Source organism: Blastocatellia bacterium (genome assembly GCA_025054955.1).
Classification (GTDB): Bacteria; Acidobacteriota; Blastocatellia; order HR10; family J050; genus JANWZE01.
Window position 1 is genome coordinate 24144 of the sequence record JANWZE010000108.1, and the last position, 17912, is coordinate 42055.

The following is a 17912-nucleotide window of genomic DNA, read 5'->3' on the forward strand; positions in this document are numbered from 1 at the left end:
AACCGATCAGCACTTTGAAATCTGTGAGGATGAGCACACGCCGATGAACCTGTTGTTGACGCTGCCTCTGCTGATTCCGCTGGCGACAGCGACGGCGCTGTTGTTGAGCTGGCGCTATCGGCGCGCCCAACGATTCCTCAGCGTAGTGGGAGCGACGGCGCTGCTCGGCTCATCGCTCGGATTGCTCTCATCAGTCTGGCGGCATGGCATTCACGTCTCGCAGATAGGAAATTGGCCCGCTCCGTTTGGCATCACGCTGGTGGCTGATCTGCTGAGCGCGACGATGGTTGTACTGGCCGGGCTGGTGGGTCTTGTCGTCGTTGTCTATTCGCTGGTCAGCATAGACGCGCGACGCGAATCATTCGGCTATCACTGGCTGTTGCACATCTTGTTGATGGGCGTTTGCGGTTCGTTTCTCACGGGCGACATCTTCAATCTGTATGTCTGGTTTGAAGTGATGTTGATCGCCTCCTTTGTGTTGATGACGTTGGGCGGCGAGCGCGCGCAGCTTGAAGGCGCGATCAAATATGTCACGCTGAACCTGATGTCGTCGGCGCTGTTCCTGGCGGCTATCGGCATCCTGTATGGCGCGGTCGGCACACTGAACATGGCCGACCTGGCTCGACAATTGAACACGGTGTCGTCGCCCGGACTGGCGACGACGCTGGCCATCTTGTTTTTGATCTCGTTTGGGATCAAAGCAGCGGTGTTTCCTTTCTTCACCTGGCTGCCAGCTTCCTATCACACGCCACCTGTTGCCATCTCAGCGATCTTTGCCGGCCTGCTGACGAAAGTTGGCGTCTATGCGTTGATTCGCGTCTTCACGTTGTTGTTTGTGCAGGATGTCGGCTATACGCACAGCGTGATTCTCGTCATCGCCGGCTTGACGATGGTGACGGGCGTGCTGGGCGCTGCCGCACAACGTGAGGTTCGGCGCATCCTTTCGTTTCACATTGTCAGTCAAATCGGCTACATGATCATGGGGCTGGGCCTGCTAACGCCGATGGCATTGGCCGGGTCCGTGTTCTACCTCATCCATCACATCATCGTGAAGACAAACCTGTTTTTGATTAGCGGCGTCATGCACAGACTGCGAGGAACCTACCTGCTGGCGCAGCTTGGCGGACTTTATCAGGCTGCGCCGTTGCTGGCGTTGCTGTTTCTCATTCCGGCGTCGTCACTGGCTGGCATTCCGCCGCTGTCTGGCTTCTGGGCTAAATTCGTGTTGGTCAGAGCCGGTCTGGAAAGTGAGCAATACGTGATCGTGGCGACAGCGTTGGCCGTGAGTCTGTTGACGCTCTTTTCAATGACCAAAATTTGGGCTGAAGCGTTTTGGAAACCATCAGCCAACAACGGCCAGCGCACAGCGGCTGAGCCTGCGTCATTGACGCTGCTGCTTCCCATTGGCGCGCTTGCGGGGTTAACGGTACTGATTGGGCTTGTCGCAGAGCCAGTCTTCGTACTATCGTGGCGTGCCGCTGAGCAATTGATGAATCCTGCGCAATACACTGAGGCGGTGCTGGGGAAAACGCGATAGCTATGTTTGTGCTGAACATCCTGTTGGCCCTGGCATGGGCGGCGTTGACCGGTCACTTCACGCCATTGAACGTGGTGGTTGGGTTTGCGCTTGGCTCGGCTGTGCTGTGGCCGGCGCGACGGATCATGGGGGCATCCAATTATTTCGTGAAGCTGCCGCGCGTGATCGGGCTAATAGCTTTTTTCTTGAGGGAATTGCTGCTGGCCAATCTGAAAGTGGCCATCCACGTGCTCTCGCCGCTGAAACATTTGACGCCGGGCATCGTCGCGGTGCCGCTTGATGTGACCTCCGATGTGGAGATTGCCCTGCTGGCCAACATGATCACGCTCACGCCAGGGACGCTCACGCTGGACGTCTCCACAGACCGTCGCGTGCTGTATGTTCACGTGATTGACCTGGATAATGCCGACCAAGTTCGGCGCGACATCAAAGAGGGATTTGAACGACGTATTCAGGAGGTTTTTCAATGAGCTTATCCACGCTGGCGCTGCATGTTGTGTTGCCGGTGTTAACCGTGGCCGTGTTGTTGGCGTTTGTGCGGCTGATGCGCGGGCCGAGTTTGCCTGATCGGATTGTGGCGCTTGACCTGATGGCGACGTTCGGCATCGGTATCATGGCCGTCTATAGCATCGCCACGGGACAACCAGTTTATTTAGACGTGGCGATTGTGGTGGCTTTGCTCTCATTTCTGGGAACGGTGGCTTTTGCCCGCTACGTGGAATGGAGCCGGCGATGAGGCAACAGGTGCTCAGCGGCGTCTTGATGGTGGTCGGCGCGTTGGTCATGCTCATGGCCGGCATCGGGATTGTGCGGCTGCCGGACGTGTTCACCCGCTCTTCAGCTACGTCCAAGGCAGCCACACTTGGCGCCGGTTGCCTGCTGCTGGCCGTCGCTGTGTTCTTCGACGAACTGAGCATCACGACACGCGCGCTGACGACAATCGCATTCATTTTTTTGACCGCGCCGGTTGCCGCGCACATGATTGGCCGCGCTGCTTACTTCATCGGCGTCCCGCTCGCCAGTACCACGGTCGTAGATGAGCTGCGCGGACGCTACAATGTGCAGACGCATGAGCTGGCCGGCGCTGATGAGCCTGAACCTCATTCTTGAATGATCACCTGGCAAAGGACACACGCATGGAAAAAACTGTACAGTCGCGCAAGCAAAAGGAAGTGACGAAGACGAATTGGTTGGCTCGATTTCTCAGCGTCATCGAGCGAGCTGGCAATGCGCTGCCGCATCCGGCAACGTTGTTTGCTCTCTTGGCGCTGATTGTGATGGTAGCATCAGCAGTTGCCGCCAGCTTCAACCTGACAGTGACCCACCCCGGAACGAAGCAACCTGTTTCAGTAGTCAATCTGATGAGCGTCGAAGGGCTACACCGCATCTTGACCTCGACGGTCACTAACTTCACCAACTTCGCGCCGCTGGGCACGGTGTTGGTGGCGCTGTTGGGCATCGGTGTGGCTGAAGGTAGCGGGTTGATTGCTGCGGCGTTGCGGCTGCTCGTGTTGTCAGCGCCGAGGCGCTTGCTCACATTCGTCATTGTCTTCGCTGGCGTGATGTCCAACGCGGCCAGTGAAGTTGGGTACGTCTTGCTCGTCCCGCTGGCTGCGGTCATCTTCTTAGCCGTCGGGCGACATCCCGTGGCCGGACTGGCTGCCGCGTTTGCGGGCGTGTCAGGCGGCTACAGCGCCAATTTGTTGCTGGGCACGGTAGACCCGCTGCTGGCCGGCCTTTCGCAGGAGGCGGCTCGCATCGTCAACCCGGCATATCAAGTCAATCCGGCATGCAATTATTACTTCATGGCAGCATCAACATTCGTCATCGCCCTGGCCGGCACGTGGATCACCGAGAAAGTCATCGTGCCACGACTGGGCGCATATACCGGCGACGAGAAAGCAGCAGAGATGCAACCACTGACGCCGGAAGAACGACAAGGACTCAAGTGGGCGATGGTCACGCTGTTGCTGCTAACAGCCATCTTATTGTGGGGCACGGTTCCCGCTGGCGGGTTCCTTCGAGATGCCAAGACGGGCAGTTTGCTGCATTCACCGTTCATGTCTGGCATCGTCACGCTGATCTTTTTCGGCGGCGTGCTGGCCGGACTGGCTTACGGTATTGGCGCGCGTACCATTCGCAGCGATAGCGACGTGATGAAGGCGATGGCCAAATCCATGGAGACACTCGGCGCCTATCTGGTGCTCGTCTTCTTCGCTGCGCAATTCGTCGCCTTCTTCAACTGGACGAATCTGGGCATCATCACGGCCATCAAAGGCGCTGAGATTCTGCGCGCATCTGGCTTGGGCGATATCCCATTGATGATCGGCTTCATTCTGGTTTCAGCCAGCATCAACATGATCATGGGCAGCGCATCGGCCAAATGGGCGATCATGGCGCCGGTCTTCGTGCCGATGTTCATGCTGCTCGGTTACACGCCGGAATTGACGCAGGCCGCCTACCGCATCGGTGACAGTGTGACCAACGTGATTTCTCCGATGATGTCATACTTCGCGTTGATTATCGCCTTTGTGCAACGCTACGACAAAAGCGCCGGCATCGGCACGGTCATTGCCACCATGCTGCCTTACTCAATCACGTTCTTGATTGTCTGGACGATCATGTTCACGCTGTGGATAGCCGCTGGCCTGCCGGTGGGACCGGGCGCCGAATTGTATCTGAAAACCACCTAGACGCCAGCATACAGGAAAAAACTCCATGAACCTCATGACCATTCTCCTTTTCATTGCAGGACTTGCTGTATTGACAATCGGCGCCGAATGGCTGGTGCGAGGGGCTTCGCGGCTGGCGGCTGCTGTCGGCGTCTCTCCACTGGTGATTGGACTCACCGTTGTGGCGTTTGGCACGAGTTCGCCCGAATTAGCCGTAAGTGTGAAAGCGGCGCTTGCTGGTCAGGCTAACATCGGTGTGGGGAATGTAGTGGGCAGTAACATTTTCAACATCCTTCTGATCCTGGGTGTCTCAGCGCTGATCACGCCGCTGGCGGTTCATCAACGCCTCGTTCGATTGGACGTGCCGCTGATGATCGGGATTTCTATTTTCGTGTATCTAATCTCACTGGATGGCAAGTTGAGTCGGCTAGAGGGGGCACTGCTGTTGGCCGGCATTGTGAGCTACATCGTTTTCCTCATTCGACAGAGTCGCCGGGAATCACAACAGATCAAAGAGGAATATGCGCAGGAATTCGGCGAGGCTCAAAGCGAAGAGGGGCACTGGGCCGTTCAAGTGGGTCTGGTCATCATCGGACTCACCGCGTTAGTGGTGGGCTCGAACTGGCTGGTGGACAGCGCCGCCGCAATGGCCAAAGCATTAGGGGTGAGCGATCTGATCATCGGGCTGACCATTGTGGCGGCCGGCACGTCATTGCCTGAAGTGGCGACCTCTGTGATGGCAGCGATCCGTGATGAACGGGATATTGCCGTTGGCAATGTCGTCGGCAGCAATATCTATAACCTGCTGGCAATTCTTGGCGCGGCCAGCGTGGTTGCGCCCGACGGTGTCGCTGTGGCGCCGGCGGCGCTCCACTTCGATATGCCGGTGATGATCGCCGTCGCTGTTGCCTGCCTGCCCATTTTCTTCACCGGCCATGCGATTGCGCGTTGGGAAGGAGCGTTGTTTCTCGGCTACTACATTGCCTACACGCTCTACTTGATCCTCGGCGCGATGCAGCATGCGATGCTTCCCACGTTCAATCGCATCATGATGGTGTTCGTTGTGCCGTTGACCGCCGTCACGTTGCTGATCCTGGCAGCGCGGGCGCTACACCAGCAACATCGAAAGCCATCAACCGAATGACGGCGCTCAGATGTAATACCAATAGTCCAGAGAAAACCATGTTCGACGAAGTGACATGCAGAGCAGCAACAGAACGTCTCAAGCAAAACCGTCTCCGATGTTCTGTACGCATTTGTATGACACCATCATGACGGTTGGTCAGCCGTCGAGCTGCGCCAGCGGCCTGCTAGTCATCAGCATGAACCGGCCGATGGAGAACGGCTGGCGCCCCTCCAGGGCGCAATAGATTGGGGGATAACGCGCTTCCAGACGTTTCACGTCTGGCTACCTTCTGCTTGCGCCTCCGGCGCAAACGAACGTCTGCCGCCTCCGCTGAAGCGACTCTATGTGGCGGCGGCTACCGCCACTGCTTGAAGCTCGCTCGATTCAAAAACACCACACGTCAGCAGGCCTCCATACAACGATGCCCCTACAAACGTGCGTCGCCATAACACAAAAAACACCACACGTCACCAGGCCTCCATACAACGATGCCCCTACAAAGAACGTGGTCTTTCCCTTCACAATTGGTACAATGCCTGAGAACATCCTCAGGTGACGATCGAACCCGACGAGGAAGCGATCATGAATCAGGCTGCGAGCTGGACACGCTCGCCGGTGCGAGCCGCCCGATAGCACGCATCTACGAGTTCGACCGCCTTGTAGCCATCTAGCGCCGTCACCGGCGCTTCGTGGCCGCCGATGATGGCATCCACGAATGCACGGTCTTCCTGGATGTAGCCCCAACGTTCTTCTTTATCCAGATGCTCAAAGCCGTGAGTGATGGTTTGCGCGTCAAGGCTCGCGGTGTACAGCACGCGCTCCATCTGCTGCGTTTCAATCGTAGCATGATGGCAGAAGACTTCCAGCCGCTCGAACGGAAAATGCCAACTTGCGTCAGCCGCTGTCGCCAGCGTGGCATGCAAGCCGCTACGGAAACGAAGCAGCAGTGAAAAATCGTCCATCTCCGGGTACTCGTGAGACGTTGCATGGACGATCATGCTCTCGACGTCGCCAAACAACCAACGCAGCATATCAAATATATGAACCGGCGTTTCGTAGAGATACCCACCAGTGACCGATGGATCGCCCGTCCATGCAGGATTGAGGAGTTCGCCGCGATTCATTTTGGCATGCACGGAATGAGGTCGCAGTGGGGCTTGACCGATCAATCTTTTGACATGCTGATAAACCGGCGCAAACCGTCGGTTGTGGCCGACCTGAAACACTTGCCGATGCTGCCGACTCGCTTGGAGCAGGCAGCGAGCTTCATCAAGTGAGGTAGCCAACGGTTTTTCACAGAACACATGTCGCCGAGCGGCTATCGCTTTGAGCGCTATGTCCACGTGCTGCGTGTTTGGCGTCGTGACATAGACTGCATCCACCATCTCGATCAGCGCTTCAACGCTCTGCACAGCACGCGCGCCATAGGCATCGGCGCAGGCCTGTGCGCGTTCCGGCACAAGATCATATACGGCGGTGAGGCGCACCCGCTCGTCACGCGATAGGATTTTGGCATGCACGTTGCCGATGTAGCCCGCGCCGACAATCCCAATTTTGATCGCAGTCATTGCGGCTCCATCTGATGTGAATTGAGTCCCAGCGCCCGTTCTGCTGCGCGTTTAGCCGCAACGGCCAGCTCGATGGGGTCGCGCTCCCAGTACTCCGGGCGAAAAATCTCAACGCTCGCCATCTTGTTGTAACCAATCGCCTGCAACGCTGACCAAAGCTCTTTCAGCGGCAAAATCCCTTCGTCGGGCAGCAGTCGGTGAGCGTCGCGCAGTTGGTCCCGTGGGCGGTCTTCCGCGCCATTGATGTGAAAAATGAAAAGCTGCTCCGGCCTGAGCCGAGCGACCGATTCAAGTCTGGAACCACCTACATAGAAATGAAAGCTATCAAGCACGAGGCCAACATCAGGCCGCGCTAAACGGCTGACCACCTCAAGGGACGCATCCAGCGTTCGCACGCTGCACTCGGCAAATCCGAGAAACTCGAACGCCAGTTTCACCCCATAGCGAGCGGCTACATCGCTCAAGTCGTGCAACACCAGCACTGATTCGGTGATGACTTCTTCATCGCTGACGCCGGCAGGTCGAGGACTGGGAACGACCACGATGTGTTCGCAACCGATCTCCTGCGCGATGTGGCACAACTGTTCGCACTCAGCGAGCAACGCCACGTGCGCATCCGATGAACGGAAGGTAATTTGCTCAATAGAATTAATGCTGTAGGCTCGCAGGTGATGCCGTTCCAGTTCGCGCCTGAGCTGTTGCGTACTATGGTTTTTCAAGTAATCGCGCAGCTTGCTCGCCCAAATTTCGAGTAGATCAAACCCAGCATGATGAGCGGCGCGAATGTCAGTCAACAAATCAGCTTTCATGGTTGTCGCTCCATTCAATGCTAATTGCATAAGCCCTCCTCAAGTGATCCGCTCGCCGGATGCGGCGTCAAACCAGTGTTGCTTGCGCTCGTTGAATGACACCCAGACGGGCGTTTCGATCTCCCATCGCACGTCAGGTTGCGTCCGCGCTATGATCTGCTCAGCGCCGACTTTGACCACGACCACCGTTTCGTTTCCCATCACCTCGCTCACATAGACCGTCGCGGGAATGGCGCCTTCACGCGGGTGCGCCGTCAAATGCACATCTTCGGGACGTACGCCCAGGACGACGGGCTGTTGCTCCAGCCGGCGCGTCAACAGAGACGATGGAAGCGGGACGCTCAGATGGGCACTGACGAACTTGCCTCCGGCTACGTCAATCCGGCCACGAAGAAAATTCATACTCGGACTGCCCACGAAGCCGGCGACGAATTGATTGACCGGGCGCTCATAGATGTTCAACGGCGTATCAAACTGCTGCAGCCGTCCGTCCTTGATGATTGCAATGCGATGAGCCAGCGTCATCGCCTCAGCCTGGTCATGTGTGACGTAGAGGGTCGTCGTGCCCAATTCGTACTGCCACCGCTTCAACTCACCGCGCATCTGCACGCGCAGTTGGGCATCCAGATTGGAGAGCGGCTCGTCCATCAAATAAACACGCGGTTCGCGTACCATCGCGCGAGCCAGTGCGACGCGCTGGCGCTGGCCGCCGGATAATTCCCTAGGTCTTCGCCTGAGCGCATCAGCAATGCCGAGCAGTTCGGCCACGTGATTCACGCGTCGGCGAATCTCCTGATGGTTCATACGGCGTACCCGCAGCGGATAGGCAATGTTCTCTTCCACCGTCATGTGTGGATAGAGCGCGTAACTCTGAAAGACCATCGCCACATCCCGATGACGCGGCTGGATGCCGTTGACACAGGTCTCGCCGATATAGAGGCGTCCGCCACTCATCTCCTCCAAGCCGGCAACTATTCGCAGCGTTGTTGTCTTGCCGCAGCCGGACGGCCCCAGCAACACGACAAACTCGCCCGGCTCCACCTGCAACGTGAGTTGATCAACTGCCACCACCGACCCATATCGTTTGGTGACAGCATCAAACTTAACGCTCGCCTGAGCCTGCTTCATCGCTGCTATCCTTTGACCGCGCCCAATGACAAACCGCGAACGAGGTATCGCTGAACAGCCAGCGCAAACACGAACATCGGAACCATCGCCACCACCGCCGCGGCGCTCATCGCGCCCCACTTGATCTCGTACTGCGTCACCTGACCGGCAATCCCAACTGGCAACGTCATCGCCCTGTCAGTCTGCGTCAGAATCAACGCGAATAGGAATTCGTTCCAACAGGTCATCAAACAAAACACAGCCGTCGCCGCCAAACCAGGCGCCACCAACGGCAACAACACGCGCCGTAACGCGCCTAATCGCGAATCACCATCTACGAGCGCCGCTTCCTCTAACTCATGCGGCACTTCCTCAAAAAAACCGCGCATCATCCACACCACAAATGGCAGATTCAGTCCGGTATAAACGATAATCAACGCCGGCATGGTATTCAACAAGCCGAGTCCACGCATCAGCATGAACAACGGAATGATGGTGACGATCGGTGGAAACATACGGGTGGAAATCATCCACAAAGAGACGTGCTCGCGCAAGCGTTTATTGATGCTCAATCGCGCCAGACTATAGGCTGCCCAGGTGCCCAGCAGCAGCGCCAAAGCGGTTGATACGACCGCCACTACCGCGCTCGTGAGCAAGTAGCGCCCGAATGGACGCTGAATCAATATGTCATGATAATGTTGCCACGTCAGCTCGAATGAGACCCACGGCGGCGGCACCGCGAATTGCTCCGCCTCCGTCTTCAGTGAAATTGTTACCAACCAATACACCGGCAACAGCGCGGCGCTCACGGCCACGGCCAACGCTGCATACTTGGCAATGTCCTTCATCGGGTTTCTCGTCGCTCCATCCTTGCTTTTCTCATCCGCTCGCCCTCTGTCGCCCGATCAACCGCATGAATCCGAGACTGACGAGGGTGGTCAGCATCAGCAGCACAAACGACATGGCGGCGGCATACCCCATATCGAAAAAGCGAAATGCTGTTTTGTAAATGTACAGACTCACTGTTTCTGTGGCAAAGCCAGGCCCACCTTGCGTCAGGATGAAAATTTGATCAAACACGCGCAGCAGGTCCATCGTGCGCAACAACAACGCAACTAAGACAGCCGGTCTTAACAGCGGCCACGTGATATGCCAAAACGTTTGCCACGCCGATGCGCCATCGAGCATGGCCGCCTCGTAGGGTTCTTGGGGAATCGCCTGCAATCCGGCGAGCAAAATGAGAAACATGAACGGCGTCCACTGCCAGATGTCCACTAGTATGACCGATGGCAGCGCCCATGTCGGGCTGGCCACCCAGGTGAAGTTCGACGTGTCAATCCCCCACCGGGCCAATGTGCCATTGATCGCGCCGAACTGAGGATTGTAGAGCAGCCGCCAGACAACACCCACCACCACTGTCGGCAACATCATCGGAACCAACAGCAATGAACGAAACAGATGGCGCGCGCGGAGCCGGCTCTCTAGCAGCAACGCCAACCCAAGTCCCAATAGAAATTCGCTAACGAGCGCGACGGCGGCATAGATCAGCGTTTGCCAGAGCGCCGTTCTGAAAAAACGATCTTCCACCAGCCGGGCAAAGTGCGCCGTTGTCCACGCGCCGTCGGCCGTTTGCAGACTGACTTTGACGGCATAGATCAGTGGATAAAGGGTCAGCAACAGCAGCACCAGGATGGCCGGCGCAATCAGCAAGTAGGGCAATGCGCGCTCGATGAGTCTGTCACGGCTGCTCATCACATCAATCACAGCTTGCTGCGCGCCAGGATGCGACCGATTTCTTCATTGGCTTGATTCAACGCATCCTCAGGCGACAACTCCCTGCTGTTGGCTTTGGAGAGGAAGATGCCAAATGCGTTCTCAATCTCATTCCACAACGGCGTGCGTGGACGCGGACGCGACGTCTGGAGCGACTTCAACTGAACAGGATAGGTCGGAAACGCGGCCTGCAACTGGGGATCATTGAACACACTGATGCGCGTCGGCGGATTGCCGCGCCAGGCGGACTTACGCATTTGCTCAGGGGCAGTCACCCACAGAAGAAAATCGAATGCGGCCGCCCGCTGACGCGATGCCGCTGGAATCGCCAACAGCCAATTCCCAATCTCAGCTTGTCCAGGTCTCACCTGCCCCGGCACGGTGGTCACTTCGATTCGACCAATCACCTTTGAGCGCGCCGGATCACGGAACGCCGATAACCACGCCGGCCAGTTGATACTTTGCGCGGCCGTCCCTTGCAGCAAATGATTGGACACCTCATCGGCATTGAAATTGACGTAACCGGGCGGCGCGTACTCGCCCAACTGCAACATGAATTTCAGCGCGGCAACGGCTTCTGCGCTGTTGACCGTCGGCCGTCCTGCCGCATCAAACATCTCAGCGCCAAACGCCCAAAACAACGGCATGAAGTCAGCCACCACGGCGTTGCCTTGCGCAGCCCGCATCACATAGCCGTAGATGTTTTCCCGTTCCTGGATCACACGCGCGGCAGCCAGGACATCATCCCACCGTTCGGGCGGTTTGAGGCCGTGTTTGTCAAACAAGTCTTTGCGGTAAAAGTAAAGCTGCGAATTGCCCACGTAGGGCAGCGCGTACAGTGTGCCGGTCTCGTATGGATGACGACACAAGGCTAGCGACGTGCTAACAAAATCGTCGTCCGGACCGCTGAGTCCCCGCTCCTGATACAACGGCATCAAAGGGGTAAGCGCCTGCTCAATTGAAGCAAACCGGGGAAACCACGGATCATCGAGCATGATCAGGTCATACGCGCCGGTGCGACTGGTCAGATCAATCAGTATTTTCTCAAACAGGTTGGCATAGGGAAACTCGGCGATGGTGATGGCGACGCCGTGTTGAGCTTGGTAATCGTTGGCAGCAGCCCTGAGCGCATCGCCTTCGACGCCGGCATTCACAGCGATGGTGAGACCAGTTCGGCCAGGGTTTTCATGGCATGCCATGCTTGCGCCAAGCAGCGCCGCCATCGTCAACAAAGCAAGAGAAATTTTCATCACGAACGATCGCACACGCATCACACCACTGTGGCGAATGCTGGCCGATAGCTCACCCGCGCTGATCCGCTTCATCCGCGTCATCCGCGTTCTCTTCAAAATTTCCGCGACCACTGCTTTGGCCACCGCTCGATGACAACTTTCTTCTCCGTGTAAAATTCGACGCCATCGCGGCCCTGCCCATGCAGCACGCCCAGGAAACTATCTTTCCAACCGCTAAACGGAAAGTACGCCATCGGCGCGGCCACACCGATGTTGACGCCGATATTGCCAGCCGGCGCTTCATAGCGAAACTTGCGCGCAGCGGCGCCGCTGCTGGTGAAGATAGAGGCGGCATTCCCATACGGACTACGCGACAAAATCTCGATCGCTTCATCAATCGAGTCGGCGTGAATGAGGCTGAGCACCGGCCCGAAGATTTCCGTGCGCCAGACTTCTCCTTCCGGAGACACATTCTCCAGGATCGTCGGTTTGATGAAATTCCCTTGCTCATAGCGTGGGATGTGCGGATGCCGGCCATCGAGGATCACGCGCGCGCCTTCGGCCACGCTCTTGGCAATTAGGCCTTCGATGCGCGCCTTGCTCTCGCGGGTGATGACCGGGCCCATCTGCACCGCTTCATCCAAGCCGTACCCGACATTGATCGCGTTGGCCATCTGAACGATGGCGTCGGTAAACGTCTGCCGCGCCTCCGCGACAGTCACGGCCACCGACACCGCCAAGCACCGTTGCCCAGCGCAACCAAAGGCGCTATCACTGACGATCTGCGTGGTCATCTGCATGTCTGCATCGGGCAAAATCAGAACGTGATTCTTCGCCCCACCTTGACATTGCACGCGCTTGCCGTTGGCCGCAGCCTGCGCGTAGATGTATCGGGCAACTGGCGTCGAACCGACAAAACTGATAGCCCGCACATCTGGATGCTCAAGCAACGCATCCACAGCCGCGCGCGCGCCATGAACCAAATTGACCACGCCTGGCGGCAAACCAACTTCATCCATCAACTCAAACGCGCGCTGTATGGAGAGTGGCACCCGCTCCGATGGCTTAGCCACAAACGTATTGCCACAGGCCACCGCATACGGGATAAACCAAAACGGAACCATCACCGGAAAATTGAACGGCGTGACCGCCGCCACGACTCCAAGCGGCTGACGGATCATGATCTCATCAATGCCGGAAGCGACATCTTCCAAATTGTACCCTTGCATCAGCGTGGGAATGCCACAAGCCACCTCGATATTTTCAATCGCTCGACGCAGCTCGGCTCGCGATTCAATAATGGTCTTACCGTTCTCCATGGTGATGAGCCGTGCCAGTTCCTCAAGGCGGTCTTCAAACATCTGCTTGAGCTTGAATAGATATTGAACCCGCTCCGAGGGCGGCGTGCGGCGCCATTGCGGAAACGCGGCTGCCGCTGCCGCTACGGCTGCTGCCACGTCCGCTTGTGTGCTGAGCGGCGTTCGCGCAATGCGCTCACCGGTCGCTGGATTGTAGACGTCTACTGCTTCATTGGCCGTTGAGTGAATCCATTGACCATTGATGTAATTCGGCAATCGCTCATTCGTTGCCATCATCGTTTCCCCCTAAATCGCGCCACAGAACGGGCACGTTTGAAATGATTGATGAATGAACTAGCAATGTTTGCCATGAACCAACGAGAGCAATAGCAGCAATCGGTCAGCGACCATTCCTGACGGCCTTGGCCACCAGTGTGATCATCTCTTCTAATTCCATCTTGCGCGGATTGAAGGCGAGCAACGGATCGTTCATTGCTGCTTCAGCGAGCGCCTGGATGGTCGCATCATCGGTCGGCACGCCCAGCTCGCTATATCGCGCCGGGATGCCCAACAGCCGCCGTAACTCGCGGACATGCTCAATCGCCAATTCTCCCAACTCGTGGTCGGACAAATCCGTGCGACTCACGCCCATCGCGCGAGCCAGTGTGGCGTACCGTTCGGGGCACACTGGCAAGTTAAACTCCATCACGACAGGCAAAGCAACAGCATTGCTCAGTCCATGGTGCACGCCAAACATACCGCCAACAGCATGCGCAATCGGATGCGTGGCGCCAAGCGCCGCATTGCAGAACGCCAATCCGGCCATCGTTGCTGCCATCTGCATCTTCGCACGCGCATCAATGTTGTCAGGCTCAAAGACTGCCAAGGGTAAATTGTCGAAGATCATCTCAACAACGCGGAAAGCCAACGCTTCCGAAATCGGCTCATGCAAATCCGAGACGTATGACTCAACGGCATGGGTGAGCGCGTCCATGCCCGTCCAAGCAACCAGCTTGGGCGGCAACGTTCTGACCATCTCAGGATCAAGCACCGCCATGCGCGGAAAGAGAAACGGACTCGCAATAGTGATTTTCACTTTGGCCTCGCGGTCCTTGATGATCGCGCCCATCGAAACCTCGCTGCCTGTGCCGGTCGTCGTGGGAATGGCGACCACCGGGATGCACGGCCCCGGCACCATGAAACCACCTTCATACTGGCGAACCTCGCCGCCATACGTGGCCATCAACGAGCCGGCTTTGGCCGTATCCATCACGCTGCCGCCACCGAGCGCAATGATCAAATCAGCGCCATGATCGCGGATCAGTTGTGTCAACCGTTCAACCGTCTCCATATCAGAATCGGACGGCACAGTATCGAAGACAGCCCTTACCTCATACGGCGAATCAACCAATCCAGCTTTCACTTTGTCAAGCAAGCCGGCGGCAAGAATCCCTTGGTCAGTTACTATGATGACATGATGACGATCGGCCAAATCTGGCTCAATCTGCAATTCAATGCCCAACTTCTCTACTTTGCCCAAACCGAATTTGATCTGTGTGGGCAAGTATGATGACATATCGGTTTGATGAAACGGCACGTTTTTCGTTATGAATCCCATAAACTCCTCGTGATTTGTGGGTCCGTGATTGTGATCCGTGATTGTGATCCGTGATTCGTGATCTGTGATCCGGCGTCCGTGATCTGTGATTCAACTTGCGAGCCACCAGCCACGAATCACGAACCACGAGCCACGAATCACGAGCCACGAAGATACCCTGGCAATTCGCTCACAGAATTCAAAATGATGTCCGGCTGACGATTGGCCAGTATCTCTCGCTTAATGCCACCGGTTAACACCGCTACGCTGAGGCCAAGTCCGGCCCGGCGTGCGCTGCTGACATCTTCAGGCAGATCGCCGATGTAGAGACTGCGCTCCGGTGCTGCGCCTAATTCCTGCACGGCTTCAAGAAGCCGCTGCTCTTTGGCCAAGACCGACGAGATAGGAACATGCTGATGCGTCTTGATGACAGGGATGTAGCCATCAATGCCAGCCCTGGCCAACTCGGCTCGCACCTGCTCAGGCGAGCTCAGCCGACTGGTAATGACTGCCATGCCATAGCCCTGTTGGTGGCAAAATTGGAGCGTCTCAATCGCGCCGGGAATCAGTCTCACCTCTCCGGCATAGTTCCCGTAATGCTGGAGCATCAGTGAAAAGAAACGGTCTCGCAGATGGACTGGCACGAGCCGCCCCATCTGGTAATCGGCGAAAGCACGCCAAAAGGTTTGTTCATCAGGTTCAGCAATGTTTAACTGACGGAACGCATGATAGAAACTGACGGCCAATCGTTCGAGCGCGTCAATCAGCGTTCCGTCCAGATCAAAGAGAACAGCTTGAATCGGTCGCCCTTTCACTGGATTCAACACATCGCCGAAGCCACAGCCACATTTGACACTCAGCATCCGTTCATGGTCGCCCTTTCCTGGATTCCAACATCATCGCCGAGACTGTGGCAGCGCTGGCCAAGATTAGGGCGTGCGATAGCTCTGCACAAACTCGACGACGAACTCAGGCACGTTCCGGCCTTCACGTGAACGTTTCTCGAGCGAGGTCAACACATCGCTGTGCGAGTAATTGTTCATCTCCCGAATCAAAAACGCATTGCCGGGAATGCTCGTCGTGTTCCGATAGATGACAAACGCCAGATTGCCGCTGAGCCCGCCGGTGCCCTGAATAATCCCTTCGGTCGCGCGAATAGCCAACGCTGGAACATTGACGCGGCGGTTCTCACTCAACGTCACCGGATTGCCTCCATTGAGCCGCTGAGCAGCAGCCACAGCCGGCGATGGCGGCACCAGATCAATCGCCTCGAATATATCCAGTACCATGCGATTGACGAAGTACCATTCGATGAAGTTGACATCATTGAGGGTGGCTGTGCCGTTGCCCTCGCCAGTCAAGAAGGCCCGCATCACGGTGTTGAAGTCCGACGGATCAAATGGTGAGCGAATGGCTGCGCCAAGACCGGATAGGTCTTTGGTTGGATTCCACCGCTGCAACTGCGGGCTCAGGTCTCTCATGCGCCAGAGACCATTGGGATTGGACCCAGCCGGATCAGGCGTCACCCGCGTCACAACCGTATCTAAGTTTCCACCCGCCGGAATGACCGGCGCGCCGATGGAAAATCGCACAGTCGGATTCTCTTGAAACTCATCGTCCAGATTATGCGCTAATGCCGCTGCATTCGTCATCGGCACGGGCACTAATTCAGGCACAAATTGTCGCAACACCGCCGGGCCATCCGGATCAACCAAGGCTAACAACGCGCCAATTTCAGCCAGTTGAAACAGCACTGGGCGGAATGGCGTCACCAGGAACGGCTCGTGACCAGCTTGATTCGGCGTGGCCGGATCAAATCGTCGCGTTGGATTTCGCAACTGATTGATGCCAGCCACAACGCCCAGCGGCCCTGGACCGCCATTCAAATACGTCTCGTCAGAAATCGGCCGCGCACTGGCGCTGGGCGCGCCCGGCGCTGTCGTTCCATCTATCAAGATAATGCCTTTGATCAACTGAAAGCCCGCCGTTCCCTCGAAGTTGTAACCGGCAAACATCTGCGTCAAGAACGCGCCGAGTGAGTGACCACCAAGGAACACGTTCGATGTCACCGTGCGCGCGCGCTCGACCACAACCTTGAGGTCACGCAAGTGTACATCCAATCCCCATTCGGCCATGAATCGGCTCACCGAAAACGGATTGGCAGCAATATAGCCGCCAGCGCCCGCCGGGTGGTTCAAGTAGTAATTGGCCGCGCCAAGGGCACTCGCTCTTGTGCCCACGTTTTCCGCTTCAATCATGCCCGTGATGTCTTCGAGCAAATTCGAACGACGATCAATAGCCCACACCTCGAATCGGCCATTGGAGAGTTTCACAATTTCCGAGCCGATAATCTTGAAACTATTAGCGCCGGCCACAACACCCGGAATCAGGATGATAATCGCCTCCGGAGGAGCCGTGCGATTACGATCGAAAAACCGCAGATAGATTGCCTTGTTCAAATTGACCGAGCCGTCCGGCTCAAAAGCGGCCGGGTCTTTGATGGCGGCGGCCAGCGCCGGATCAATCGTCACGCCCGGCGCCCCCGGTGTGTTCGGCTCCATATAGCCGGGAATAACATGCCGTTCACGACCGACCTCAACGCCTCCCTGGGCGTGTGGGCGCGCCGGCAACAGCAGCGCTACGCCAAGCACGATTAGCATGAGAATCGTTGTGTTCGCTTTCATGATTAAGCCTCCTCAAATTTGAAAATTCCGGGCTGACATTCATTCTTCGGGTGGCATCACCTTTGCCCTGCCCTCGCTCACGATTATACCGTCTTGATTGGTCCACGTACACTTGAAGACGACGATGTTGCGGTCTTCGTGTTTTTCGATAGCTTCGACCGTCGCCGTGATCGTGTCGCCAATGTAGACGGGCCGCTTGAACCGCTGCTTGAGTTCCACCAAGATCGTACCCAAGCCGGGCAACATCATCCCCAATACCGACGAAATTAACGACGCCGTCAGCGTGCCATGCACAATGCGACTGCCAAAACGCGTTTGCCGCGCATACTGTTCATTCACGTGAAGCGGATTCAAATCGCCAATGATGCCGGCAAACAGATAGACGTCCGTTTCAGACATTGTCTTGGCAAACGACGCCGTCTCGCCGATTGCAATTTCATGAATCGTTTTCCCTCGCTGCATCTGCTCTCCTCAAACTGAATCACAAAGATCACCGAGGCAAGTGAGGC

General features: G+C 56.8%; 17 protein-coding genes. 6 read left to right on the forward strand and 11 right to left on the reverse strand.

Features of this window, described 5'->3' with window-relative positions; all coding sequences use genetic code 11:
- The first annotated feature begins 43 nt into the window (after positions 1 to 43).
- The 6 genes from NZ823_13755 to NZ823_13780 are packed head-to-tail and all read left to right on the forward strand — an operon-like array spanning position 44 to position 5353.
- Positions 44 to 1537: a Na+/H+ antiporter subunit D gene (locus tag NZ823_13755; protein ID MCS6806190.1), complete on the forward strand. Its 1494-nt coding sequence runs from the start codon at positions 44 to 46 to the stop codon at positions 1535 to 1537.
- Entirely contained in the window at positions 1534 to 2007 is a 474-nt protein-coding gene (locus tag NZ823_13760) for a Na+/H+ antiporter subunit E (GenBank protein MCS6806191.1), read from the forward strand. Before NZ823_13755 ends, NZ823_13760 begins: the two co-directional genes overlap by 4 nt.
- Positions 2004 to 2273 carry a cation:proton antiporter gene (locus tag NZ823_13765; protein ID MCS6806192.1) on the forward strand — a complete coding sequence of 90 codons (270 nt, stop codon included), beginning with the start codon at positions 2004 to 2006 and terminating at the stop codon, positions 2271 to 2273. Before NZ823_13760 ends, NZ823_13765 begins: the two co-directional genes overlap by 4 nt.
- Positions 2270 to 2647, forward strand: a complete 378-nt coding sequence (mnhG, locus tag NZ823_13770; GenBank protein MCS6806193.1) for a monovalent cation/H(+) antiporter subunit G — start codon at positions 2270 to 2272, stop codon at positions 2645 to 2647. Before NZ823_13765 ends, mnhG begins: the two co-directional genes overlap by 4 nt.
- Positions 2648 to 2673: 26 nt before the next feature.
- Complete coding sequence (locus NZ823_13775; GenBank protein ID MCS6806194.1) at positions 2674 to 4230, forward strand: AbgT family transporter; 1557 nt, start codon at positions 2674 to 2676, stop codon at positions 4228 to 4230.
- Positions 4231 to 4255: 25 nt separating this feature from the next.
- Complete coding sequence (locus tag NZ823_13780; GenBank protein ID MCS6806195.1) at positions 4256 to 5353, forward strand: calcium/sodium antiporter; 1098 nt, start codon at positions 4256 to 4258, stop codon at positions 5351 to 5353.
- Positions 5354 to 5922: 569 nt separating this feature from the next.
- On the opposite strand, the gene NZ823_13785 is transcribed toward NZ823_13780, so the two are convergent.
- From NZ823_13785 to NZ823_13835, 11 genes are all read right to left on the reverse strand, one after another.
- Positions 5923 to 6903 (reverse strand): Gfo/Idh/MocA family oxidoreductase, encoded by a 981-nt coding sequence (locus NZ823_13785; protein ID MCS6806196.1) that lies wholly within the window; start codon positions 6901 to 6903, stop codon positions 5923 to 5925.
- A complete protein-coding gene (locus NZ823_13790) occupies positions 6900 to 7742 on the reverse strand; it encodes a sugar phosphate isomerase/epimerase (protein ID MCS6806197.1) in 843 nt (280 codons plus the stop codon). The genes NZ823_13785 and NZ823_13790 overlap by 4 nt, the downstream gene beginning before the upstream one ends.
- 9 nt (positions 7743 to 7751) lie before the next feature.
- The gene (locus NZ823_13795; protein ID MCS6806198.1) at positions 7752 to 8840 is read right to left on the reverse strand and encodes an ABC transporter ATP-binding protein; all 1089 of its coding nucleotides are present in this window, start codon (positions 8838 to 8840) and stop codon (positions 7752 to 7754) included.
- 5 nt (positions 8841 to 8845) lie between these two features.
- Positions 8846 to 9667, reverse strand: a complete 822-nt coding sequence (locus tag NZ823_13800; protein ID MCS6806199.1) for a carbohydrate ABC transporter permease — start codon at positions 9665 to 9667, stop codon at positions 8846 to 8848.
- A gap of 31 nt (positions 9668 to 9698) precedes the next feature.
- Positions 9699 to 10571, reverse strand: coding sequence for a sugar ABC transporter permease (locus tag NZ823_13805; GenBank protein MCS6806200.1), 873 nt, complete (start codon positions 10569 to 10571; stop codon positions 9699 to 9701).
- A gap of 8 nt (positions 10572 to 10579) precedes the next feature.
- On the reverse strand, positions 10580 to 11917 hold the full coding sequence (locus NZ823_13810) for an ABC transporter substrate-binding protein (protein MCS6806201.1): 1338 nt from the start codon (positions 11915 to 11917) through the stop codon (positions 10580 to 10582).
- A 20-nt stretch (positions 11918 to 11937) separates the two neighbouring features.
- Positions 11938 to 13416, reverse strand: coding sequence for a CoA-acylating methylmalonate-semialdehyde dehydrogenase (locus NZ823_13815; protein MCS6806202.1), 1479 nt, complete (start codon positions 13414 to 13416; stop codon positions 11938 to 11940).
- Positions 13417 to 13522: 106 nt separating this feature from the next.
- The gene (locus tag NZ823_13820) at positions 13523 to 14740 is read right to left on the reverse strand and encodes an iron-containing alcohol dehydrogenase (protein MCS6806203.1); all 1218 of its coding nucleotides are present in this window, start codon (positions 14738 to 14740) and stop codon (positions 13523 to 13525) included.
- Positions 14741 to 14877: 137 nt separating this feature from the next.
- Positions 14878 to 15582, reverse strand: coding sequence for an HAD family hydrolase (locus NZ823_13825; GenBank protein ID MCS6806204.1), 705 nt, complete (start codon positions 15580 to 15582; stop codon positions 14878 to 14880).
- 66 nt (positions 15583 to 15648) lie between these two features.
- Positions 15649 to 17403, reverse strand: a complete 1755-nt coding sequence (locus NZ823_13830; protein ID MCS6806205.1) for an alpha/beta fold hydrolase — start codon at positions 17401 to 17403, stop codon at positions 15649 to 15651.
- A 39-nt stretch (positions 17404 to 17442) separates the two neighbouring features.
- A complete protein-coding gene (locus tag NZ823_13835; protein ID MCS6806206.1) occupies positions 17443 to 17865 on the reverse strand; it encodes a MaoC family dehydratase in 423 nt (140 codons plus the stop codon).
- Between the last annotated feature and the right edge of the window lie 47 nt (positions 17866 to 17912).